The sequence below is a fragment of the Actinoallomurus vinaceus genome (assembly GCF_039542055.1).
GTDB lineage: Bacteria > Actinomycetota > Actinomycetes > Streptosporangiales > Streptosporangiaceae > Actinoallomurus > Actinoallomurus vinaceus.
In genome coordinates, this window is record NZ_BAABHK010000007.1 from 259,462 (window position 1) to 280,844 (window position 21,383).

General features: G+C 71.6%; 17 protein-coding genes. 8 read left to right on the forward strand and 9 right to left on the reverse strand.

From position 1 onward, the window contains the following. Positions 1-22 precede the first annotated feature (22 nt). Positions 23-907, reverse strand: coding sequence for an AraC family transcriptional regulator (locus ABEA24_RS25470; RefSeq protein ID WP_345433563.1), 885 nt, complete (start codon positions 905-907; stop codon positions 23-25). 85 nt (positions 908-992) lie between these two features. Here ABEA24_RS25470 and ABEA24_RS25475 point away from each other — a divergent pair, with 85 nt between their 5' ends. Both ABEA24_RS25475 and ABEA24_RS25480 read left to right on the forward strand, forming a co-directional pair. Further along, complete coding sequence (locus tag ABEA24_RS25475) at positions 993-1,997, forward strand: aldo/keto reductase (protein WP_345433564.1); 1,005 nt, start codon at positions 993-995, stop codon at positions 1,995-1,997. 194 nt (positions 1,998-2,191) lie between these two features. Next, positions 2,192-3,763: a phytoene desaturase family protein gene (locus tag ABEA24_RS25480; RefSeq protein WP_345433565.1), complete on the forward strand. Its 1,572-nt coding sequence runs from the start codon at positions 2,192-2,194 to the stop codon at positions 3,761-3,763. Positions 3,764-3,930: 167 nt separating this feature from the next. Here ABEA24_RS25480 and ABEA24_RS25485 read toward each other — a convergent pair whose 3' ends face one another. Beyond that, a complete protein-coding gene (locus ABEA24_RS25485) occupies positions 3,931-4,527 on the reverse strand; it encodes a TetR/AcrR family transcriptional regulator (protein WP_345433566.1) in 597 nt (198 codons plus the stop codon). Positions 4,528-4,559: 32 nt separating this feature from the next. Between ABEA24_RS25485 and ABEA24_RS25490 the strand changes: the two genes are divergently transcribed. Then, positions 4,560-5,666, forward strand: coding sequence for an aromatic ring-hydroxylating oxygenase subunit alpha (locus tag ABEA24_RS25490; protein ID WP_345433567.1), 1,107 nt, complete (start codon positions 4,560-4,562; stop codon positions 5,664-5,666). A 5-nt stretch (positions 5,667-5,671) separates the two neighbouring features. Here ABEA24_RS25490 and ABEA24_RS25495 read toward each other — a convergent pair whose 3' ends face one another. Continuing rightward, positions 5,672-6,481, reverse strand: a complete 810-nt coding sequence (locus tag ABEA24_RS25495) for an SDR family NAD(P)-dependent oxidoreductase (protein WP_345433568.1) — start codon at positions 6,479-6,481, stop codon at positions 5,672-5,674. 59 nt (positions 6,482-6,540) lie between these two features. Between ABEA24_RS25495 and ABEA24_RS25500 the strand changes: the two genes are divergently transcribed. Both ABEA24_RS25500 and ABEA24_RS25505 read left to right on the forward strand, forming a co-directional pair. After that, positions 6,541-6,999, forward strand: a complete 459-nt coding sequence (locus ABEA24_RS25500; RefSeq protein ID WP_345433569.1) for a MarR family winged helix-turn-helix transcriptional regulator — start codon at positions 6,541-6,543, stop codon at positions 6,997-6,999. A gap of 112 nt (positions 7,000-7,111) precedes the next feature. Beyond that, positions 7,112-8,017, forward strand: coding sequence for a polysaccharide lyase family 20 protein (locus tag ABEA24_RS25505; RefSeq protein WP_345433570.1), 906 nt, complete (start codon positions 7,112-7,114; stop codon positions 8,015-8,017). A 77-nt stretch (positions 8,018-8,094) separates the two neighbouring features. On the opposite strand, the gene ABEA24_RS25510 is transcribed toward ABEA24_RS25505, so the two are convergent. Further along, complete coding sequence (locus ABEA24_RS25510; RefSeq protein WP_345433571.1) at positions 8,095-10,098, reverse strand: glycoside hydrolase family 36 protein; 2,004 nt, start codon at positions 10,096-10,098, stop codon at positions 8,095-8,097. An 85-nt stretch (positions 10,099-10,183) separates the two neighbouring features. Between ABEA24_RS25510 and ABEA24_RS25515 the strand changes: the two genes are divergently transcribed. Next, the gene (locus ABEA24_RS25515; protein WP_345433775.1) at positions 10,184-10,960 is read left to right on the forward strand and encodes an alpha/beta fold hydrolase; all 777 of its coding nucleotides are present in this window, start codon (positions 10,184-10,186) and stop codon (positions 10,958-10,960) included. On the opposite strand, the gene ABEA24_RS25520 is transcribed toward ABEA24_RS25515, so the two are convergent. From ABEA24_RS25520 to ABEA24_RS25540, 5 genes are all read right to left on the reverse strand, one after another. Continuing rightward, the gene (locus ABEA24_RS25520) at positions 10,935-12,629 is read right to left on the reverse strand and encodes a glycoside hydrolase family 43 protein (RefSeq protein WP_345433572.1); all 1,695 of its coding nucleotides are present in this window, start codon (positions 12,627-12,629) and stop codon (positions 10,935-10,937) included. The genes ABEA24_RS25515 and ABEA24_RS25520 overlap by 26 nt on opposite strands. 106 nt (positions 12,630-12,735) lie before the next feature. Further along, on the reverse strand, positions 12,736-15,675 hold the full coding sequence (locus tag ABEA24_RS25525) for a hypothetical protein (RefSeq protein ID WP_345433573.1): 2,940 nt from the start codon (positions 15,673-15,675) through the stop codon (positions 12,736-12,738). Between the two features lie 53 nt (positions 15,676-15,728). Further along, the gene (locus ABEA24_RS25530) at positions 15,729-16,631 is read right to left on the reverse strand and encodes a carbohydrate ABC transporter permease (protein ID WP_345433574.1); all 903 of its coding nucleotides are present in this window, start codon (positions 16,629-16,631) and stop codon (positions 15,729-15,731) included. Beyond that, positions 16,628-17,611, reverse strand: a complete 984-nt coding sequence (locus tag ABEA24_RS25535) for a carbohydrate ABC transporter permease (RefSeq protein WP_345433575.1) — start codon at positions 17,609-17,611, stop codon at positions 16,628-16,630. The genes ABEA24_RS25530 and ABEA24_RS25535 overlap by 4 nt, the downstream gene beginning before the upstream one ends. A 2-nt stretch (positions 17,612-17,613) precedes the next feature. After that, positions 17,614-18,924: an ABC transporter substrate-binding protein gene (locus ABEA24_RS25540; RefSeq protein ID WP_345433576.1), complete on the reverse strand. Its 1,311-nt coding sequence runs from the start codon at positions 18,922-18,924 to the stop codon at positions 17,614-17,616. Positions 18,925-19,194: 270 nt separating this feature from the next. Here ABEA24_RS25540 and ABEA24_RS25545 point away from each other — a divergent pair, with 270 nt between their 5' ends. Continuing rightward, a complete protein-coding gene (locus tag ABEA24_RS25545) occupies positions 19,195-20,202 on the forward strand; it encodes a hydroxyacid dehydrogenase (RefSeq protein WP_345433577.1) in 1,008 nt (335 codons plus the stop codon). 65 nt (positions 20,203-20,267) lie between these two features. Further along, entirely contained in the window at positions 20,268-21,341 is a 1,074-nt protein-coding gene (locus ABEA24_RS25550) for a LacI family DNA-binding transcriptional regulator (RefSeq protein ID WP_345433578.1), read from the forward strand. The last annotated feature ends 42 nt before the right edge of the window (positions 21,342-21,383 follow it).

Genomic DNA, 21,383 nt, shown 5'->3' on the forward strand with positions numbered 1-21,383 from the left:
TGCTCGTGGCGTTGACGCCAGGTTAAGCACCCTGCGGGGCGTCGGCCAGCCGGGAGCGAAGCCGGGCCACGTCCTGGCCGGGCGGGAGACCGTAGACGCGGCGGTACTCGCGATTGAACTGGGTCGCGCTCACGTACCCGACCGCGTCCGCGACCTGGGCCGCGGTCGCGTCACCGGCGATCAGTCGCCGCCGCGCCTCCTGCAGCCGCAGATGTTTCTGGAACTGCAGCGGGCTCATGCCGGTGGCCGCCTTGAAGTGCCGGTGCAGCGTGGCGGGACTCATATGGGCCACCGCCGCGATCGCGTCGACGCTGAGCGGTTCGGCGTAGTGCGCGCAGATCCATTTCGCCGCCTCGCGTATCCGGGCCGCGGCCGAGTCGGCCAGCGACCACTGCCGCAGGACGGGGCCGAGCGGGCTGCCCAGCAACCGGTAGAGGATCTCGCTCTCGATGCGGGGCGCCAGGAGGCGAATGTCCTCCGGGGCATCGAGCAGCCCGACCCACCGGGTGACCGCGTCGACGAGCTCCGGTGTCATCGGCGCGGTGGCCTGTCCGCCGGCGCCCGGTGGGGTGCGCGGGCCGCTCTCGTCCAGTTCCAGCAGCAGATCCGCGAGCGCCCGCCCGTCGAGCCGCATCACCGCGGACCGGTACGGCACCTTCTCGAATACGGCGGAGGCCGGGAGTTCGAGCGAGTTGAGGAACATCTCACCGCGTCTGGTGACCAGGCTGTGCTCTCCTGCGACGACGCGTTTGGCGCCGTCGGCGATGAAACAGATCATCGGCTCGTACAGCTGGTCAGTAGGGGCGATGAACTCGTCAAGCGCGACCAGCGAGAGCCGGGGCACCGCGCTCTCGGACCACAGGCCCGCGCAGTGCCGCTTGACGGCCGTGGCGAGCCGATCCAGCACAGGTACTCCTTACTGAGAGAATTAGGCAATCCTATGCGATGTCCGCCCCATGACTCCGTCGCGCCGCGTTCCTAGCGTTGACCGCATGACACAGCATGACGAGAAGCTTCAGCGCACGCTCGGCACACAGGGCTTGCAGGTCGGGGCGATCGGTCTCGGCACGATGGGCATGACGATGGCGTACGGGGCCGCCGACGAACCGGGCGGCATCGCCACCATCCGCCGGGCGTACGAACTCGGCGTCACCTTCTTCGACACGGCGGAGCTGTACGGCATGGGCACCGGCAGCAACGAGCAACTGCTCGGCCGTGCCGTGAAGGACTTCCGCGACGAGGTCGTGATCGCCACCAAGTTCGGCTTCGACTTGAGCGATCCGCAGAAGATCGGAACCGCTTTCGACAGCCGGCCGGAGCACATCCGCGAGGTCACCGAGAACAGCCTGCGGCACCTCGGCACCGACCACATCGACGTGCTGTACCAGCACCGCGTCGACCCCGACGTGCCGATCGAGGACGTGGCGGGCACGGTCGGTGAACTGATCGCCGAAGGCAAGGTGCGCTACTTCGGGCTCAGCGAGGCCGGCCCCGACGTCATCCGGCGCGCCCACGCCGTCCACCCCGTGTCGGTGCTGCAGACCGAGTACTCGGTCTTCGAGCGGGCCGTGGAGGCCGAGGTGCTGCCGGTCGTACGCGAGTTGGGCATCGGCTTCGTGCCGTACTCGCCGCTGGGCCGCGGCTTCCTCACCACGGCGGTCAAACCGGCCGCCGAATACCCCGCGGACGACATGCGCAGCCGGGACGAACGCTGGCAGCCCGGCAACTACGAGAAGAACCTGGCCGCCGTGCGTGAGCTGACCGCCCTCTCCGAGGCCAAGGGCATCGCGGTGACGCAGCTGGCGCTGGCCTGGCTGCTGGCCCAGGGCGACGACATCGTGCCCATCCCCGGGACCCGCAGCCCACGGCGTCTCGAGGAGAACGTCGCCGCGGCACGCGTCACCCTCACGGCTGAGGACCTGGCCCGCATCCTGGAGATCCTTCCGCACGGAGCGGCCGGCTCCCGCTACCCCGAGGCGATGATGCCGGCCTGGTGACATTCCGCCCCCTTCCTGGTCGATGGGCGGGCGGCCGTCCACGTGCTCGGAACGCCGACGCGACGGGCACGCCGGGCGGCGCCGGAGCATGGCGGCGCGACGGACCGGTGAGTCCCGCCGGACGGGACGACACGCGCCCTTGTCCGGTCCCGAGGCGCGACGGATACTGACTCGAGAATCAGTAAGGAGTCGCCATGTACGACGTCGTGGTGGTCGGTGGTGGGCACAACGGCCTCGTGGCCGCCGCCTACCTGGCAAAGGCGGGGCTGCGGGTCTGCGTCTGCGAGGCGCGCGAGGTGGTGGGCGGGGCCGCAGTGAGCGAGCATCCGTTCGGCCCGGACTACACGGTCACGTCCCTGTCGTACGTGGTGAGCTTGTTGCCGCCCGCCCTGGTCCGCGACCTGCGGCTCGACCGGCACGGCTACCACGTGTACCCGCAGGGCCCGTACTTCGCGCCGCGCGCCGACGGCGGGCACCTGCGGCTGCCCGACGACCCGGTGCGGCGCCGGGAGGAGATCGAGCGCTTCTCCTCCAAGGACGCCGCCGCGTACGAGCGGTGGGACTCCTGGATGGGCGGGCTGGGGCGGCTCCTCGGCCCGCTGCTCGACCAGATCCCGCCCAAGCTCGGCTCGCACCGGCCCGCCGACCTCCTCCGGCAGGCCGGGCTGCTGCGCGCCCTGCGCGGCGTGGACGAGCGCTCGGCGGTAGACATCACCCGGATCCTGACCGACAGCATCGCCGACCTGGTGGAGGACTTCTTCGACTCAGACGCGATGCGGGGCGTGCTGTCGGTGTCCGGCGTCATCGGCACCTGGGCGGGCCCCCGGTCCGCCGGGACGGCGTACGTCATGCTGCACCACCACGTCGGCGAGACCGCGTGGGGGTTCCCGCGCGGCGGCATGGGCGGGGTGACCCGGGCTCTGGCCGCGGCCGCCCGCGGGTTCGGCGCGGAGATCCGCACGGCCGCGCCGGTGGCCCGCATCGACGTCCGCTCCGGCCGGGCCACCGGTGTCACGCTGGAGTCCGGCGAGGAGCTGACGGCCGGCACCGTCATCACGACGGCGCACCCGAAGATCTCGTTCCTGCGGCTGCTGGACCGCCAGGACCTGCCGGCGGACTTCGTCGCGGACATCGAGCGCTGGAAGACCCGCAGCGGCACCGTCAAGATCAATCTGGCGGTGGACCGGCTGCCGGAGTTCCGCGGGATCTCCGGATTCGACCCGGAGGTGCACGGCGGCACGATCGTGCTCGCCGAGTCCCTCGACGACATCGAGGGTGCCTTCCAGGACGCCGTGGCCGGCCGGGCCGCCGCGCTGCCGTTCGCCGACGTGTGCATCCCGAGCGTGTTCGACGACTCACTGGCGCCCGAGGGGCACCACATCGTGTCGATGTTCACCCAGTGGGTGCCGCACACCTGGCACACCGCGCAGCCCGCGGCGGAGCTCGAGGCGTACGCCGACCGGGTGGTCGCCCGGATGGAGGCGGTCGCGCCGGGCTTCGCCTCCTCGGTCCTGCACCGGCAGGTGATCGGGCCGTACGACATGGAGCACCGGTACAACCTCATCGGCGGCAACATCTTCCACGGCGAGCTGACGCCGGGCCAGATGTTCCACGCGCGCCCGGCGGCCGGATACGCCGACCTGCGCACGCCGATCAAGGGGCTCTACCAGGCCGGATCGGCCACGCACGGAGGCGGCGGCGTCACCGGCGTTCCCGGCCGCAACGTCGTCGCGCAGGTGCTCAAGGACCGCCGGAGGCGCCGGTGACCCGTCTAGGGGGTGTCCGGTGGGTCTTTGTCCGGCTGCGCGGCGTCCAGAGCGCGCCTCGCCGCGTTGTCGTCGGTCGGCAGCCAACACCAGGCTGCCTCCCTCCTCCGCCTTGCGAGGCACACTCTGGACGCCGCTCGCTACGAACAAGACCCGCCGGACACCCCCTAGAGCGAGTCGAGTCCGAGCTCACGGGCCGCCTGCTCGTACGCCCACGTCTCGGCCTGCCTGCGGGTCAGCACGCCGCGGTGCACCGTCGTCTGCACCGACAGCCCGTCGATCAGCGCGGTGATGCGCCACGCGGCGGCCTCCGGGTCGGCGCAGGAGAACTCCCCCGCCGCGACGCCCTCCGCGATGAGACCCGCGATCGTGTCGCGCCAGCGCAGGTCGAGCCGGCGGCAGACGCGGCGCAGCTCGGGCGTGCGCAGCGCGGCCGACCAGCCGTCGATCCACAGCCGCCAGCCCGGCGCCGCCGACCCGCTGGGGTGGTACAGGCGCAGCGCCCGGACGAGGCGCCGGCGCGCGGAGTCGCCCGACCCGGCGACGTCGGCGAGCCGGTCGAGGTCGCGCCGCGCCGCGTACGCGAACGCCTCGGCGACCAGGCGGTCCTTGGACCGGAAATGGTAGAAGACGAGCGCGGTGCTGACCCCGAGTGCGGCGGCCACGTCGGCGACCCGTACGGCCGCGACGCCGCGCTCGGCGATCTGGGCGACGGCGGCGCGCAGGATCTCCTCGCGCCGGTCGAGGGCGGTCAACCGAGCCACGCGCCGACACTATCCCGGCCCGGAGGCCCCCGATGAGGTCGTGGCCGCCCGCACCGTTCGGTGACGAGGACCTCGACGACGCGCTCCGGCCGTTCGGCGAGGCGACGATGCTGCCGGGCCGCGCGTACACCGCGCCGGAGGTGCTCGCCTGGGAGCGGCGGCACCTGTTCGCCGGCACGTGGAGCTGCCTGGGGCGGGTGGACGAACTGCTGCCGGACGGAGTGACGCAGCGCGGGATCCTCGTGGGCGACGTGCCGGTCCTGCTCACGCCGGAGGGCGCCTTCGCGAACACGTGCCGGCACCGCGGCCACGAACTGCTGCCCGTCGGCGGCAGCGGGACGCGTGACCTCGTCGTCTGCCCGTACCACGCGTGGGCGTACCGGCTCGACGGCAGCCTGCGCGGGGCGCCCGGCTTCACGGTGACCGGGTACGACCTGCCGCGCCTGCCGCTCACGGTCTGGCACGGCTGGGCGTTCGTCAACGCCACCGGCGACGCGCCGCCCTTCGCCGAGCACGCCGGGGCGCTGACCACGCTGGTGGAGCCGTACGCGCCGGAGAGGCTGACGCTCGCCGCCCGGCACGAGTACGACGTGCGGGCGAACTGGAAGGTGATCGTCGAGAACTACCACGAGTGCTACCACTGCCCGCTGATCCATCCTGAGCTGTGCGCGGTGTCGCCGCCCGCGAGCGGCGACAACTACGACCTGCCGGGCGCGTGGGTCGGCGGATCGATGGACCTGCGCGACCACGCGGAGACGATGTCCCTGGACGGCCGGTCGGGCGGCGCCTTCATCCCGGGCGCCGAACGCCGTCGGGTGCACTACTTCGGCCTGGTCCCCGACCTGCTGATCTCGCTGCACCCGGACTACGTCATGGCCCATCGCCTGCGGCCGCGCGCGCCGGACCGCACCACGGTCGAGTGCTCCTGGTACGTCCCGGAGGGAGCGGGCGACGCCGGCTACGCGGTGGAGTTCTGGGATCGGACGAACCGCCAGGACTGGGCCGCGTGCGAGTCGGTGCAGCGCGGCCTCGCCTCCCCGCACTTCCGGCCCGGTCCCTTCGCCCCGAGCGAGGACGCCGTGCACGCGTGGGTGCGGATGCTCGCGCGCGCCTACCACGGCGTCCCCGTCTGGGCCTGACGCCGTCAGCCGACCGCGAGGCTCATCCCCAGGCTCCGGCCGCCGTCGACGCTGAGGTACGCGCCGGTGACCTGGCGGGCCCCGTCGGCGACGAGCATGGCGACCACCTCGGCGACGTCCTCAGGCTGGGAGACGCGCCCCAGCGGAGCCTCCGCCTCGGCTCGGGCGATCATGGCCGCCTGGTGCTCGCCGGCGTTGGCGTCGGTGGGCACCAGGCCCGGGGCGACGGTGTTGACGAGGATCCCGTCCGGACCGAGCTCCCGGGCCAGCACCAGGCCCAGCGTGTCCTGGGCGGACTTGGCCACGGCGATCTCGGCCAGACCGGGGGCGCCGCCGGCGCGGGATCCGCTCGCCCCGATGAGGATGATGGACCCGCCGCCGCGGGCGCGCATGCCCGGGACCACGAGGTGGCAGCAGTTCAGCGTGCAGGCCAGCTGGACGGCGGCCCGCCGCTGGATCGCCGCGACGGACTCCCAGGAGTCCACCGCCGGCTGCCGGCGGATGCCCGACGTGGGGCCGAACGCGTTGCACACGAGGATGTCGATCTCCCCCAGGGCCCCGGCCGCCTCGCGGACGACCCGCTCGGCCGCGGCGGTGTCGCCGACGTCGCCCTGCACGGCGACCGCGCGCGAACCCGCCGCCTCGATGTCGGCCACCACCTCTCCGGCCGGCTCCGGGCTGTTCACGTAGTTCACCGCGACCGCCGCGCCGCGGCCGCCCAGCGTGCGGGCGATGGCGGCGCCGATCCCCCGGCCGCCCCCGGTGACCAGCGCGACCCGGCCGGTCAACGATCCGTCTGCATTCGTTGCGCCCATGCTCTGCCCTCTCCTAGATTGACAGGATCCTGTCGAAAATCTAGCACTAAGGTACGGGCATGGACCAGCAACCGGCCCTGGATCGCCGAGACGCCGGCGGCGATCTGATCACCGCACTGATCGACGAGGTCTTCCAGCTCAACGGCAGGCTGCTGCGCGCGGGCGACGCGCTGGCCGCCGAGTTCGGTCTCACCGGCGCCCGCTGGCAGGTCCTCGGAGCCATCGGCGACGGGCCCGCGACGGCCGCTCAGATCGCCCGCCGGCGCGGCCTGCGCAGGCAGAGCGTGCAGGAGCTCGTGACGCGCCTGCGCGCGGACGGACTGGTCGAGGTCCGGCCCAACCCGGGCGACCGCCGCGCCCCCTTGGTCGCCCTCACCCCCCGGGCCGAACGGCTCCTGACCGCGATCGGGCCCGCACAGGCCCGCTGGTCGAACCACCTGGGATCCACGCTCACCGCCGAACAGCTCGCCAACGCCGTCCAGGTCCTCGCGGCCGTCCGCGCCATGATCGACGACTGAATCAGGCCGGCCGGTGGACCGTGCGTCCGTATCCGGCCAATGATCGGCGTTGTCGTCCTCGTCCGCCCCTGGAGCCGCGTCCAATCCCGGACGAACGCATTGAGGGGCGGTCATGATGACGAAGGACGCGGGCGGCCGCGGCGGCACCGCATTGGTACGGATCACGATGCCGATCGCCGGGGTGGCCCTGGTCGCGGCAGGGGGCACCGCCGGCGCCTCGGAACGGGCGGGCGGCGACGCGCCGGCACCGGCCGCCGGTCAGGAGGTGGCTTCCACGGCGCGTGAGGTGGCGCGCTTCTCCGAAGGGTTCGAGCGGCCGAAGGCGTCCGGGTGGGGGATCAGTCTGAACGACGGTCACACGCTGCCGTCGTCATGGCCGGCCGGCGGCCCGGTACGACGGGTGAGCGGCCGCTCGCGGGAGGGCCGGAACAAGGTCCGGTTCGAGGTCGTGCCGAGACCGAAGTCGTTCCGGTCCGAGATCACCCGCAAGACGGTGCCGATGGGCTCGGACTGCTGGTACGGCTTCAGCGTGAACGTGCCGAAGCGCTGGCAGCGCGATCCAAAGGGCACCATCATGGCCCAGTGGCACGCGCTCGTCGGCCGGGACGTCGACAACTACCCCGTCGTGGCCCTGTACCTGATCAATGACACCTGGCAGGTCCGGATGAACTGGAACGGCCAGGGCGACACCTCCCAGGGGCCGGGCTGGCACCAGAAGAAGTTCGTCATCGGCTCGGCGCGCAAGGGCGGCTGGACCGACTGGGTCGTGCACGCGAGGTGGTCCTACCGGTCCGGTGGCCTGCTCGAGGTGTGGCACGACGGCAGGAAGGTCGTCCGGCACCGCGGCCCGAACGAGTACGTCAACGCGACCGGGCCCTATTTCAAGATGGGCATCTATCACCCGGCCTGGCGGCACGCGGACGCGCGGATCCCGTCGGGCGCGATCCCCCTGGTGAGCTACGCCGACGCGGTCCGGTTCTCCCGGGGCGGCGGGTACTCGTCGGTGCGCCCCCGCTGACCCGGCCTCCCCGTAACAACGGCGTCCCGGCCCGTCCCGCCCTCATCGGGAGTGGGCCGCCCCCTGAGCCGGCCCCGTCAGAGGTCGGTGAGGCGCAGCAGCCGGGCGGTGTACGGCTCGGGCAACGTGACGCGTAGGGGCCGGGTGGACGTCCAGCACGGGACGGCGGCGACCGGATACAGGAGCGACACGGACGAGGCGGAGAGCGGCAGCTCGCACGTCGGGGACGCGCCGTCGCGGCGCCATATCGCGAGGAACGTCTCCCGCCCGCAGCCGACGGCGAGGGCGAGCCAGCCGTCCCGCCAGCCGGGAAGACCCAGCGGCCAGCGGGGAACCCCGCTCGCCAGCGCACGGCGGTAGGTCCGGTACACGTCGACGGCCTCGGCGACCAGGTCGAGTTGCCGGCCGGACAGGAGGTCGATCCGGCCGGACAGGTGGATCCGGCCGAGCATCGCCGAGATCATCGTGAAGATGATCCGTTCGTCCTCGAAGTCCGGCTGCGGGTAGGCCCACACCGCGCCCTGCTCGGGCGGAACGACGGTCGGCGCCGCGACGGCGATCGCCGGAAGGAGCGTCTCGTCCTGCTGGTCGGTGATCGACTGGACGGGCACCCGCGCGAGCGTGGCGGGGTCGACGCGCATCCCGCCGGCCGCGCAGGCCTCCAGCACCAGCCCCGGATGCCGGTCCTGCAGCCGCTCCAGCCAATCGAGGTAGGCGCGGTTGTGCTCCAGGAGCCCCGAGGCGGGGGCGATGGCGATGTTGTAGTCGAGTTTGAGGTAGCCGAGGCCGAATTCCCCGACCAGCCGGTCGACCGCGGTGTCCAGGTGCCGTACGGCCGCCGGATGGGTGAGGTCCAGCTGGTGCCGGCCCCACTCCACGAGTCTCCGGCCGTCGTGCCGGAAATAGGCCTCCTCCGGCAGGTCCAGCCCGCTCCGGACGCCGACCACCTCCGGCTCCAGCCACAGGCCGGGCACCATCCCCGCCGCGCGGATCGCGTCCGTCACCTCCGCGAGTCCCCGCGGGAACCGCTTCGCGGACGGCCGCCAGACGCCGACGGCGTCCCACCAGGCGGGCACCCCGCCCGGGCCCGGCGCGGCGCCGATCTCGTCGTCGAACCATCCCGCGTCGACGCAGAAATACTCGGCGCCCGCGCGGGCGGCCGCCCTGACCAGCGGCAGCAGCCGATCCGTCGTCGGATCCCCCATCAGGCAGTTCATGAAGTCGTTGAACACGACCGGCAGTTCGACGTTGTCGCGGTGCGGGCGCCGTACCGCGCGCCGGTGGTGGGTCAGCGCACCGAACGGGTCGTCGCTCAGCGTGATCGCGACCGGCACCGTGACGAACGACTCGCCGGGAAGGAGGCGCTTCGACCATCCGTGTTCCCGCCCCGACGGCCCGGCGAGCGACAGATAGAGGTCGCCGAAGCGGTCGCCGATCTCGAAGTGCCAGGAGCCGTTGTGCTCGATCTGCCAGGCGAGGCAGCCGCCGTCCCCGCGCAGGAGACCCATCGGCAGATGCTCGGAGGTCGGCCAGGACCCGGTTCCGGTGCGGGACAGCCGGTTCTTGGTGCCGGTCTGGCCGAACCGCACCATGCCCACGTCGTACAGCCCGAGCCGCCCCAGGGGCGCGCCCGACCAGCGGTACTCGCCACTCCAGGGGTTGTGGGCGGTCCACAGCTCGAGCTCACGCTCCCAGTCGAGCGTGCCCAGCGCGGTCGCGATCCCGGAGCAGACGAACGACGAGACATGTTCGACCGTGACCTCCCGCTCGGCCGTCAGCTCGGCCGACGCGCGCAGAACCGCACCGCGCAGCTCGTAGCGGGCGACGACCCGCAGGCCGGTGTCCGGATCGCGCATCCGGATCGCCAGCGTGCCCTCACCCTCCTCGTGACCGACCCACCGCAGCCGCCGGGACGCCAGGCCGTCGACGTGCCGGCCGCCGGCCGTGCCGGTCCTGCCGTGACCGGTCAGCTCGATCTCGACCAGCGGCAGCGCCGCGCGGCTCGGCCGGTTGATCCCGGCGAGGCGGACGCCGTCCTCGAACAGCAGCGTGATCGCGTCATTGCCCCAGCGTTCGATCACTGGACCCTCTCCATAGCAAGCGTGCACCGAGTGATAGAAAACGATTTCTATGGCCAATCGTACGAAGAGGAGACATTCGGTGTCGATGGGCGATCTGGGCGGCGTCCGGCTCTTTCACACCGACCACGGGTCGGGAAGCGTCGTCCTGCTCCTGGTGCACGGCTGGGGTGGGGACGGCCGCGAGTGGTCACCGCACGTGGAGGCCCTGGCCGGACGGCACCGCGTCATCGTTCCGGACCTGCGCGGCCACGGCCGCTCCGACGTGCCCGCCGACGGCAACACGCCCCGGGCGATGGCCCGGGACCTCGCCGCGCTCGTCGCGCGCCTCGCCACCGGTCCGGTCGTCGCGGTCGGCCACTCGATGGGCGGTCAGGTCGTCAACCTGCTCGCCGTCGAGCACCCGGAGGCGGTGTGCTCCGTGATCGCGCTCGACCCGGCGCACGGAGCGGCCGGCGACGAGGTCGCGGACATCCCCCGCCGGCTCCGCGCGTATCAGGAGAAGGGCGCCGAGGCCGCCGCCGAGTTCATCGCCGCCGCCTTCTCTCCGGACGCTCCGGCCGGTCTGCGCACGGCCCACGTCCGGACGATGCTCGGCGCGCCCGGCCACGTCGTCGCACAGGCGTACGCGGGGATGTACACCGATCCGGAGGCGGTGGGGATCCGCGCGCGCAGCGAGGCGTACCTGAGGCTCCGCGCGTGCCCGTCCCTCACCGTCTGGACCTCCGCCGAGCACGCCGCCTGGGAGGCCGGTCTTCGGCTACCCGGTGCCCGCGTCGAGCACTGGCCCGGCGTCGGCCACTACCTCCACGAGGAGCGCGTCGCCGAAACAGTGGGGCTCATCGACCAGTGGTGCGACCGTTGACCGGCGCGTCGGGGCGGGGGCCGGTTCGGTAGGTCACGTTCGTGAAGTCGGCGTGGCAGCCACCGCCGTCGAGGTCGAGGACCCAGAGGCCGAGCATCGCGCCGGTGAACCCGAGGACGCGCACCCGCCCGTCCTCGAACTCGTCGGCGTGCTCGTCGGACAGGACAGTGGCGTCGAGTTCGAGCGGGAGCCACTGCGGACCGGCGCCCAGGTCGTGGCCGAACCGCAGGACGGGTCCGTCCAGTTCGGCGTGCAGGCGGACGGCGGCGCCCGGGGGAACCGGCACCCGCTGGGGATGGACGGTCAGCTCGCCGGAGGCACTGCTCAGCACCTGGAGGACGGTGCCGCCGTCATCGGCGGCGGTGACGGCCAGGTAGTGCCAGTTGCGCGTGTTGTAGTACGCCGTGACGCCGGCGAGCCGGTCGGGCGTACATGGCGTGAACCGCACGTCCGCCGCGAAGCCGCACCGGGTCGCGGTCACCCGGCGGGCGACCAGGCTGGGCGCGCGCCTGCCGGTGGGCGACTGGCCACCGTGGATGCGCATGTGACCGTCCACGCGCAGCCAGTCCGGTGAGGCGGGGCGGCGCAGCGTGCTCCACTCGGGACCGAGACGAGAGCCGGAGGGCTCAGCGCGGTCGGCGGTGAACGGCACCGGAGCCAGGTCCGGCCGGCAAGACGGGTCCGGGATGTGAGACAGGCCCGGCGTGCAGGACGGGTCCGGTGCGAGAGGCAGGTCCGGTGCGGGAACCTCGACGGCGGCGAGCCCGCCGGGCACCCGTGGCCAGCCGTCCGGGGTCCAGACGACCCGTTGCAGTGCCGTCTCCCGGCCCAGCACGCAGCGTCCGCGCGGGGTGTACGGCCGGGCGCAGATGTGCGCGACGTACCATTCACCGCTCCCGGTCTCGACCAGGCACCCGTGCCCGACCTTCTGCAGCTCCAGGCCCGGATCGTGCCGGGCGGTCAGCATCGGGCCCTCGGGATCGGCCTCGTACGGACCGGTGATGGACCGGGCGCGGGCGACGGTGGCCTGATGGTCGTAGCCGGTGCCGCCTTCGGCGACCAGGAGGTAGTACCAGCCGTCCCGGCGGTACAGGTGCGGGCCCTCCGTGACCCCCGCCTCGGTGCCGGTGAAGATCCGTCGTGGTTCGCCGAGCAGCCGCTGGGACGCGCGGTCGTACTCCTGGAGCTCGATCCCGGCGAAGCCCGGCCGCTCCGGCCGCCAGTCGAGGACCATGCTCAGCAGCCAGCTACGGCCGTCGTCGTCGTGGAACAGCGAGGGGTCGAAGCCCCGTCCGTGCAGGGGCACAGGGTCGGACCACGGCCCTTCGATGGACGGTGCCGTGGTGACGAGGTTGGTCAGGTCCCGCCATCCTCCGGCGTACCCGTCCACGAGGGTGAACACCAGGTGAAAGCGGCCGTCGGCGTACGACAGGTCGGGCGCCCAGATGCCCCCGGAGTCCGGTACACCCGCCAGATCGACCAGCCGGCGGTCGTCGAGGACGCCACCGAGGCTGCGCCAGTGGACGAGGTCACGGGAGTGGTGGATCCGGACGCCGGGGTACCACTCGAACGTCGAGGTCGCGATGTAGTGGTCGTCGCCGACGCGCAGGATCGACGGGTCGGGTTCGAAGCCGCGCAGCACCGGATTGCGGATCACCTGCCGGGCCATCGGGTCAGGTCCTTTCGTCTGCTCTCGCGGACTCGGACGGGAGCGCCCGCTTCGGCCTGGCCGGTCGGCGACACGTGCCGCCGACCGGCTCCGGCTCCGGCCTCGGTCACCGGTCCTCCGCCTCCCGGCGCAGGACCAGCGTCATGAGCGGGCCCACCCTGTGGGGCTGCCGCAGGTTCACCCGCTTGCCGGTGCGCAGGTCGCGGGCCTGCCCTTCGCCGAGGGACGGCACGGTGTAGACCTTGTCGGTGGTCGTGTTCATCACGAGGACGTACGGCCCGTACTCGCAGACATAGAGCGGCGCCCGGCCGACCAGCATCTCCTCGACGCCGTCGAAGTGCACGCCGAGCGCGGGGTCGGGGACGTCGGCGGGGATCGGTGCCCGGTGGAGGACGTCCCCGGCCAGGGCCTGGTGCGGGGTCTCGCCTGGTGGCGGGAAGCCGCCGGGCGGGATGCCGCCGGCGGCCGGGTCGTTGATGGCGTAGTCCCAGGTGATCCAGTCGCGAACCGTGAAGGTGTCGCCGGTCAGGCCGGCCGATCGTTCGCGGATCGTGGCCGATCGCTGGTCGGCCGGGGTGAGGAGGTGGATCCGCGCGTAGTCGTTGACGGCCTGGCGGGCCCGGAAGTACAGCGAAGCGTAGAGGATCTCCGTACCGTTCTTGACCGCGACGGCGCCGTTCTCCTCGTCGGTGAACACGAAGTCGGGCCGCTCCCAGCCGGTGGGCATCCGGTCTCCGTGCCGCGGCAGCTTCTGGAAGGCGTCCCAGTCGCGGGCGATGAGCCGGAAGGCGTTGAGCCCGACGCGCGTCCAGGGGTGCGTCTGCAGCAGGTGGAGCTGGGGCCAGAGCTGACCGTCGGCCATCATCTCCTGGGTCCAGCCGATGAGCCGCGGGTCCTCGAAGGCCACGGCCGCCTGGAGCGGGTGGGAGTCCCAGGCGGTGCGCTGCGCGTACCCGGGCTGGCCCGGGTAGACCTCGTTGCGCCAGCCGATCACGGTCTCCAGCCGGGCCACCCGGCAGCCGTCGGCGTCCACGTCGAACGGGTGGAACAGGCCGCGCGTCCTGACCATTTTGACCATCTGGTCGCGCAGCTCGGGCGCCTCCTGCGCCCGGTACCCGCGGGTGACCGACTCGTACATCATGATGAGCCAGTCGGTCACCTCGCCGTAGTTACCGACGTAGCCGAGCTCGCGGGTCAGGCCCTTCCGGGTGACCTGCAGGTAGCCGGATCCGAGCGGCCGCGTCGGGGTGCCGTCGGCGTCCTCCGGCCCGAGCCACGGTTTCAGGCCGATGGACTGGTACAGGTAGTCGCGTGCCCTCTCCTCCGGCCACGCCTTGCTCTCGTCGAGCAGCCGCAGGCCGCGGTTGCACTGGTACAGGCCGATCGCGCAGATCTGCGACTGGTTGGAATAGTGCGGGAAGTGCCGCCGCCAGTACTCCCGGCTGGCGGCGAGCATCTCGACGTACGCGTCACGGCGCACCGGCGGCACGTGGGTGCCGGTCGAGGGGGCCACCAGGGTGACGTCGTCGATCCAGGCGGTGCCGCCGTCCGGCACGCCGATGAACAACCACGCCTGCGTCGCCGTGGGCGGGGTGTCCAGTTTGAGCGAGACGTACGCCCAGTCGTTGGTGCCGGTGGCGGAGTAGGCCTTGTTGTCGGTGCCGACGATCTTCCCGCCGGCGTCGTAGAACAGCACGTCGAGGTAGACGCCCTTGCCGGTGACGTCCTGGGTCTTGACCCAGACGCCGTACTCGTAGGTGCCCCGGTCGAGCGAGACCTTCGTGACGTTGCCGACCGCGATGGCGTTCGCGCCCGAGGAGCCCCGCACCAGCTTCATCGAGTACGAGCCGGAGCGGTGGACCGTCGAGTCGCGGGTGGCGGTGCCGTTCGCGACCCAGCCCATCACCGCCCAGCCGGTCGCCGTCGTGCCGCTGCCCTCCTCGAATCCCGGGTTGGCGATCGCGTACGGGGATCCGGTCACGCGTTCCTTCAACCGGTCGCCGAGGTGCTCCCAGAGCAGCGCGAGGACGAGCCCGACCCGGCCGAAGCCCTGCCACTGCTGGTCCGATCCGGTCAGCACGCCGGCGTCGGACTTCCAGGCGTGGTAGCGGCCGTCGATGGCCTGCAGCGTACGGTCCAGCGCCCGGTCGTCCTGGTAGGCGGGCCCGTCCGGCCACAGGTACGCCTCGGCGAGCTGCTGCATGGCCCAGCCGTCCAGCGCGGCGGGTGTCGCCTCGTTCAGCAGGTGGGCGGTGTCCTTGAGCACCCGTTCCCTGATGGCGGTGAGCACCTCGGCCCCCGGCGAGGTGCGCGCCCGCGGCGTGGGCGCCGGCCCTTGGACGTCGCCGGCCGGCGGGGTGAAGTACGGGTCGGTGTGGGTGTAGAGGCGGTAGACGCCGCGGGACGCCGTCGTCATGTCGTAGAAGAAGCTGGCGCTGGTGTTGCCGTAGGACCAGATCCGGCCCTCGGCGCGGATCTCCAGGGCGACCTTCGTCTTGCCCTTGGTGAGCTTCTCCGGCAGCGGGAGGGTGTGGAAGAAGAAGCGGCCGGGGGCGCGCGGCGCGGTGTCGAGGATGTCGAGACAGTCCACCGCGCCCTCGTCGGTGTGGCCGACCTGAAGGCCGTCGCAGAACAGCTGGAGCCGCCACATCCGGGTGCCGCTCGCTGTCTCCTGCGACGTCCCGTCGTTCTCGTCGCCCCACAGCTTGACGGTCACGTACGTCGTGCCGGTGGGGGCGCACGCCATGGTGAAGGCGAGCCGGCCGCCCCAGAAGCCCACCGGGTCGGTCGGTCGCAGGACGCGGGCGCTCTGGCCCAGTCCGCCCGTGGCGACGACGTCGGACAGCGCCGCGGTCAGGCCGTGCGCCTTCTCCGATGTCGCGTCGCCGAAGACGAGGGTGTCGAGCGGACCCGGTGCCCGGGCGGCGCCGGGGGCGGGCTCGGCGGCTGACGCCGTACCGGCGAACCTCCCGACGGCCGTGGCGCCGACGCCGGCGGCTGCGGTGTACTTCAGGACGTTGCGGCGGGAGACCGGGTTTTCGGGCATGCTTCGCCCTCCCTTGGAGGTCTGAGGCTTGGCGCTTGGAGGGGGTCCGGGACTCAGCGGAGGCTTCCGGCGAGGATCCCGCCGCGCCAGAACCGCTGCAGCGAGATCATGAACAGGGCGAGCGGAACGATCGACAGCAGCGAGCCGGTGACGACCATCGGCGTCATGTTCTGGGCGCGCACCACTTCCTGGTTCCACGCGTAGAGGCCGAGGGTGACCGGGAAGGTCTTCTCGCCGCTGAGCATGAACAGCGGCAGGAAGAAGTTGTTCCAGATGGCGATGAAGTCGAGCATGAAGATGGTGATCGCACCGGTGGTCATCAGCTTCAGCGCGATCGTGGCGAAGATGCGGAACTCCCCGGCGCCGTCCATACGGGCCGCCTCGATCAGCTCGTCCGGCACGGTGCTCTCGGCGTACACGCGGCCCAGGTAGACGCAGTACGGGTTGACGAAGTTCGGGATGAGGACCGACCACACCGTCCCGGTCAGGCCTATCTTGGTGAACACGAGGTACAGCGGCAGCGCGACCAGTGTGGTGGGCAGCAGCGAGGCGGCGATCGTGGTGGCGAACAGGGCGGCGCGCCCGCGGAACCGGTACTTCGCCATGCCGTAGCCGGCCGCGAGTGAGATCAGGGTGGCCCCGGCCGCGCCGACTCCGGCGTACAGGATGGAGTTCCCGATCCACCGCAGGTAGATGTGGTCGTGGTAGGTCAGCGTGTCCCGGATGTTCGCGCCCAGGTGGAAGTCGCCGGAGAACCACAGGCCGAACGACCCGTACAGGTCGGACAGGCCCTTGGTGCTCGACACCAGCAGCCACCAGACCGGCGCCACCGAATAGAGGAGGAAGAGGACCATCAGGACGGTGGTGAGCGCGACCGACCCGCGTGACGGGCGCACTCCGGTGGTGACGGGCGCCGAGCGGGTCCTGCGCCGCCCGAGCGCGGCCTGCGCCGTCATGCGGTGACCTTCCGGTTGGTGAGACGGTAGAAGACGAACGCCAGGATCCCGGTGACCACGGCGAGCACGGTCGACATGGCGGCGGCGTACTCGTAGTTGCCCTCCGCCGACGCGGCGTTGTAGATCATCTGCATCGGGGTGAAGTCCTTGGAGATGGACTTCCAGCCCACCAGCCGCAGCACGAACGGCTCGGTGAGCAGCTGCAGCGCGTTGATGACGGAGAACATCCCGGTGAAGACCAGCACCGGCCGCAGGTTCGGGATCTTGATGGACCAGGCGATCCGCCGTTCGGAGGCGCCGTCGATCCGCGCCGCCTCGTACAGCTCCCGGGGGATGGCCTGGAGCGCGGAGTAGATGAGGATCATGTTGAAACCGATCTGCTCCCAGACCAGCACGTTGCCCAGCGTCAGGTAGGTGGTGACCGGACCGAAGAAGTCGATGGTCACGCCGACGTGCCGCGCCGTGCTGTTGATCGGGCTGACCTCGGGGCTGTAGAGGTACAGCCAGATGAGCGCGGCCACGACGCTCGGCACGACGTACGGGATGAGGTAGCCGACCCGGAAGAGGCGGACGGCGCGGGCCGTGATGCCGTCCAGCAGCAGCGCCAGCAGCAGCGCGAGACCCAGCATGATCGGGATCTCCACCGCCCCGAAGAGCGCCACCCGCAGCAGGCCCGTCCAGAACAGGCCGTCGTGGAAGATCTTGACGAAGTTGCCGAGCCCGACGAAGACGCTCCGGGCCGGCCCGAATCCCAGCCCCGACCGCTGCTGCCGGTACAGGCCCCGGACGATCGTGTAGCCGACCGGGATGACGTAGACGGCCAGGAAGCCCACGATGTAGGGGACGCTGAACAGCAGGCCCTTCGTCGCCCCCGTGCGCGGGCTCCCGGGCCGGCGCCCGAAGCGGGGCGCTCGGGGCGCCGCGCCGCGGGCCGCCTCGGGTGTGGTCACCGGACGTCGCCGGTCCGCCTCGATGGCCATGGTCAGCCGGCCACCACGTTGATGCCCTGGGACTTCAGGTCGCCGACGACGAACCGCTGCATCTCGTTCAGCATGTCGGTGACCTTCAGCTGGCCGGACAGCACCTTCGGCCAGTAGGTCTGCATCTTCTGGTACATGGTCGCGTAGTCCGGGCCGAACTCCCAGGCCGCGTTGACCTGTCCGGCGGCGGTCGTGATGACCTGCGCGGCGTCGCTCTGCGGGATCATTTTCTTGGGCGCCACGTCGGCGACGTACGGCGTCACGTCCTTGAGCGCGGGGAACAGGCCCGACCCGGAGTTCGGATCGGCCAGCGCGCCGACCGGGGCCTTGTCGCCGCCCAGCCAGGCGGCGAACTTCACGGCCTGCTGCGGGTCCTTGCAGCCCTTGTAGACGGTGACGCCGCGGTAGCCGCTGTCGGTGGAGGACTCACCGGCCGCGTACTGCGGGACGGTGGTGATGGCCCACTTGCCGTCCGACTTGGGGAACGACTTGGCGTAGATCGGAAGCTGCCAGGTCGACGTGGTCATCGAGAGGGTGCCGCCGTCGTCCCACGTCTTCCACACGCCCGGGTCGGAGTAGGACACCGACGACAGCAGCTTCCCGTCGACGAACTGCTGCAGGACGTTCGCGGCCTTCAGGCTCTCCGGGGAGGTGAAGGTCACCTGCCAGCCGTTGCCGGACTGCTTGTACCAGTTGCCGCCGGCCTCCCAGACCAGACCGACGAAGCCGCTGGGGTCCTCCGGCGCGTAGTTCATCATCTTCAGCTTGGGATCCGCGGCCCGCAGCTTCTTGCCGCCGGCGATGAACTCGTCCCACGTCTTCGGAGGCGTCAGGCCGTACTTCTTGTACAGGTCGGTGCGGTAGGCGAAGAAGTTGGGCGACGCGGACAGCGGCAGGGCGTACGTGGTGCCGCCCGGGCTCATCGCCTTCCACGCCGGAGCGGTGAACAGGTTCTGGTACTTGCCCGCGTACTTGGTGATGTCCTGGACCAGCCCCTGCGAGGCGAAGGTGACCAGGTGCTCGGCGTCGGTCTGGCCGACACAGGGACCGTTCCCGGCCTTCACCGCCGCCGCGATCTTCTGATAGTCGGGGTAACCGAGTGTGACCTTGGTGAACTTGACCTGGATGTCGGGGTGCGCGGCGTTCCACGCCGCAGTCTGCTTGCTCAGCCCTTCGGCCTCACCCCAGAACGTGAGGGTCACGGGACCGTCGGCCTTGGCCGAACCTGAGCCACCGCCGCAACCCGCCAGGGCCGCGGCGAGCGCGCAGATGGAGACGACCGCTCCGGCGCGGCCCTTGAGTGTGGTGCGCATGAGGCCTCCTGGGCGTCCCACGCTGGAAACTGGGATAGAAAACGCTTGCTGTGGAATGTACGACTGCACGGTGCGTCGCCACAAGGGGTGGATGGCAGAGATGTTGCACCCCAGTTGCGCACGGATTTCCTTCTAAGCACTTGAACAGGTAGAACGCTTCTCAATCCGCCACAGCGACGACTTCTGCAGCCTCTCCGGAGAGGCGATTGACCCGTCGCGGGGGTTCCCCTAGCGTAGAAATCGTTTTCTATCGATCATGGAGCGTGATCTATGGCCGACCGGCCGAAGGCGCTGTTCGCCATGCGTGCGCAGTACCTGCCCCAGCTCTTCCCGACCCCCCTCATGAGCCGGCTCGCCACGCTGGTGGACATCGACCCGTCGCTCGTGGCCCGGCGGTTCGACCGGCCGGAGATCGCCGAGACCCTGGCCGAGGCCGAGATCCTCATCACGGGATGGGGTGCCCCCCGCGTGGACCGCGCTGTCCTCGCCGCCGCCCCGCGGCTGCGCGCCGTCGTGCACGCCGCGGGCACCGTGCGCCACCTGATCGACGAGGCGTGCTGGGACCGCGGACTGCTGGTCTCCAGCGCGGCGCAGGCCAACGCGATGCCCGTGGCCGAGTACACCGTCGCCGCGATCCTGATGGCCGGCAAGAGCGTGTTCGAGGCCCGGGAGCGCTACCGCGCCGACCCCGCGTACCGCCGCCGGGAGGACGACCCCGCCGTGGGCAACTACGGGCGCCGGGTCGGTCTCATCGGGGCCTCGCGAGTGGGCCGCCGGGTGCTCGAGCTGCTCCGGCCGTACGACCTCACCATGGTGCTCGCCGATCCGTACCTGAACGCCGCCGAGGCGGCCCGCCTCGGCGCGGCGTTGCTGCCCCTGGACGACCTGCTGCGCACCAGCACGATCGTCAGCGTGCACGCCCCGGACATCCCACAGACCCGGGGACTGCTGGACCGGCGCCGCCTCGCGTTGATCCCCGACGGGGGCGTGTTGATCAACACCGCCCGGGGAGCCCTCGTCGACCACGACGCGCTGATCGACGAGCTGGTCGCCGGCCGCATCAGCGCGGTCCTCGACGTGACCGACCCCGAGCCCCCGCCCGCCGGCTCTCCCCTCTTCACCCTCCCCAACGTCTTCTTGACGCCGCACGTGGCCGGCTCGATGGGCAACGAGCTGGAGCGGCTCGGCAGGAGCACGGTGGAGGAGCTCGAACGGCTGACGGACGGCCGGCCGCTGGTCCACCAGGTGCGGAAGAGCGATCTGGAGCGGGTGGCCTGAGGCCCGCCGTCGGCCCGACGTCCCATTAGCATGACGGTGGACAGTCCGGTAGGCGGGGAGGATCGATGGCGAGGCGCTCGGCCGCCGAGGGTGAGTCACTCCAACGCCGTACGATCAAGGAGGTCGCGGCTCGGGCCGGGGTCTCCCCGGCGACCGTCTCGCGGGTCATCGGCGGCACCTACCCGGTCGCCACGGCCACCCGCGCCCGCGTACGGCGGGCGATGCGCGAACTCGACTACGTCGTCAACGCCAACGCCCGCGCGCTCGTCGCCGCCACCTCGAACACCGTCGCCTTCGTCGTCAACGACGTCACCGGGCCGTTCTTCGCCCACATCGCGCAGGGCGTCGAGCAGCAGGCCACCGCCGAGGGAAGGCTGTGCCTGGTCTGCACGACCCACAGCGACCCCGACCGCGAGTTGGCCGTGATCAACCTGATGCGAGAGCAGCGCGCCGAGGCGGTGATCCTGGTCGGCGGCGTGCCCGAGACGCCCGAGTACCAGGAGCGCATGGGCAGGCTCGCCCATGCGCTGGACGCGAGCGGTTCACGCCTCGTGCTGTGCGGACGGCCGGCCCTGGACGGCGACGTCCCGCAGACGGTCGTCGAGTACGACAACGAAGGCGGCGCGTTCGCGGTGACCAGCTACCTGTTGTCGGCCGGCCACGAGCGCATCGCGCTGCTGGGGACCGTCGACGACATGCCGACCTCCACCGCCCGTGTCCAGGGCTACGAGCGCGCGCTCCGCGGCCGCGGGCTTTCCGCGGACCCGAAGCTCATGGTCGAGGGCGACTTCACCCGCCGATCCGGCTACCGCGCGACGCGTGAGCTCCTCGACCGGAAGATCGAGTTCAGCGCCGTCTTCGCCATGACCGACATGATCGCCGCCGGTGTGCTGCTCGCGCTGCGCGAGGCGGGAATCCGCGTGCCGGAGGACGTCTCGGTGGTGGGCTACGACGACATTCCCCTCGCCGAAGATCTCCTCCCGGCGCTGACCACCGTGCACGTCCCCCATGAGGAGCTCGGCCGGGCCGCGGTCCGGATGGCCCTCCACCGGAACGAGCACAGCGGGCAGTACCTCAAGATGGGCACCCACGTCGTCGTCCGCGACTCCGTCGGTCCCCCACCGAGCCCGCCGCGATAGCGGGACCGCTACCCGCGCCGGCCGGGTGGGGCCGCGCCGGCC

Coding starts and splice junctions, on each gene's coding strand:
- ABEA24_RS25475 (WP_345433564.1), top strand. CDS start 993: ATGACACAGCATGACGAGAAGCTTCAGCGCACGCTCGGCACACAGGGC.
- ABEA24_RS25480 (WP_345433565.1), top strand. CDS start 2,192: ATGTACGACGTCGTGGTGGTCGGTGGTGGGCACAACGGCCTCGTGGCC.
- ABEA24_RS25490 (WP_345433567.1), top strand. CDS start 4,560: ATGAGGTCGTGGCCGCCCGCACCGTTCGGTGACGAGGACCTCGACGAC.
- ABEA24_RS25495 (WP_345433568.1), bottom strand. CDS start 6,481: ATGGGCGCAACGAATGCAGACGGATCGTTGACCGGCCGGGTCGCGCTG.
- ABEA24_RS25500 (WP_345433569.1), top strand. CDS start 6,541: ATGGACCAGCAACCGGCCCTGGATCGCCGAGACGCCGGCGGCGATCTG.
- ABEA24_RS25505 (WP_345433570.1), top strand. CDS start 7,112: ATGATGACGAAGGACGCGGGCGGCCGCGGCGGCACCGCATTGGTACGG.
- ABEA24_RS25515 (WP_345433775.1), top strand. CDS start 10,184: ATGGGCGATCTGGGCGGCGTCCGGCTCTTTCACACCGACCACGGGTCG.
- ABEA24_RS25520 (WP_345433572.1), bottom strand. CDS start 12,629: ATGGCCCGGCAGGTGATCCGCAATCCGGTGCTGCGCGGCTTCGAACCC.
- ABEA24_RS25525 (WP_345433573.1), bottom strand. CDS start 15,675: ATGCCCGAAAACCCGGTCTCCCGCCGCAACGTCCTGAAGTACACCGCA.
- ABEA24_RS25530 (WP_345433574.1), bottom strand. CDS start 16,631: ATGACGGCGCAGGCCGCGCTCGGGCGGCGCAGGACCCGCTCGGCGCCC.
- ABEA24_RS25535 (WP_345433575.1), bottom strand. CDS start 17,611: ATGGCCATCGAGGCGGACCGGCGACGTCCGGTGACCACACCCGAGGCG.
- ABEA24_RS25540 (WP_345433576.1), bottom strand. CDS start 18,924: ATGCGCACCACACTCAAGGGCCGCGCCGGAGCGGTCGTCTCCATCTGC.
- ABEA24_RS25545 (WP_345433577.1), top strand. CDS start 19,195: ATGGCCGACCGGCCGAAGGCGCTGTTCGCCATGCGTGCGCAGTACCTG.
- ABEA24_RS25550 (WP_345433578.1), top strand. CDS start 20,268: ATGGCGAGGCGCTCGGCCGCCGAGGGTGAGTCACTCCAACGCCGTACG.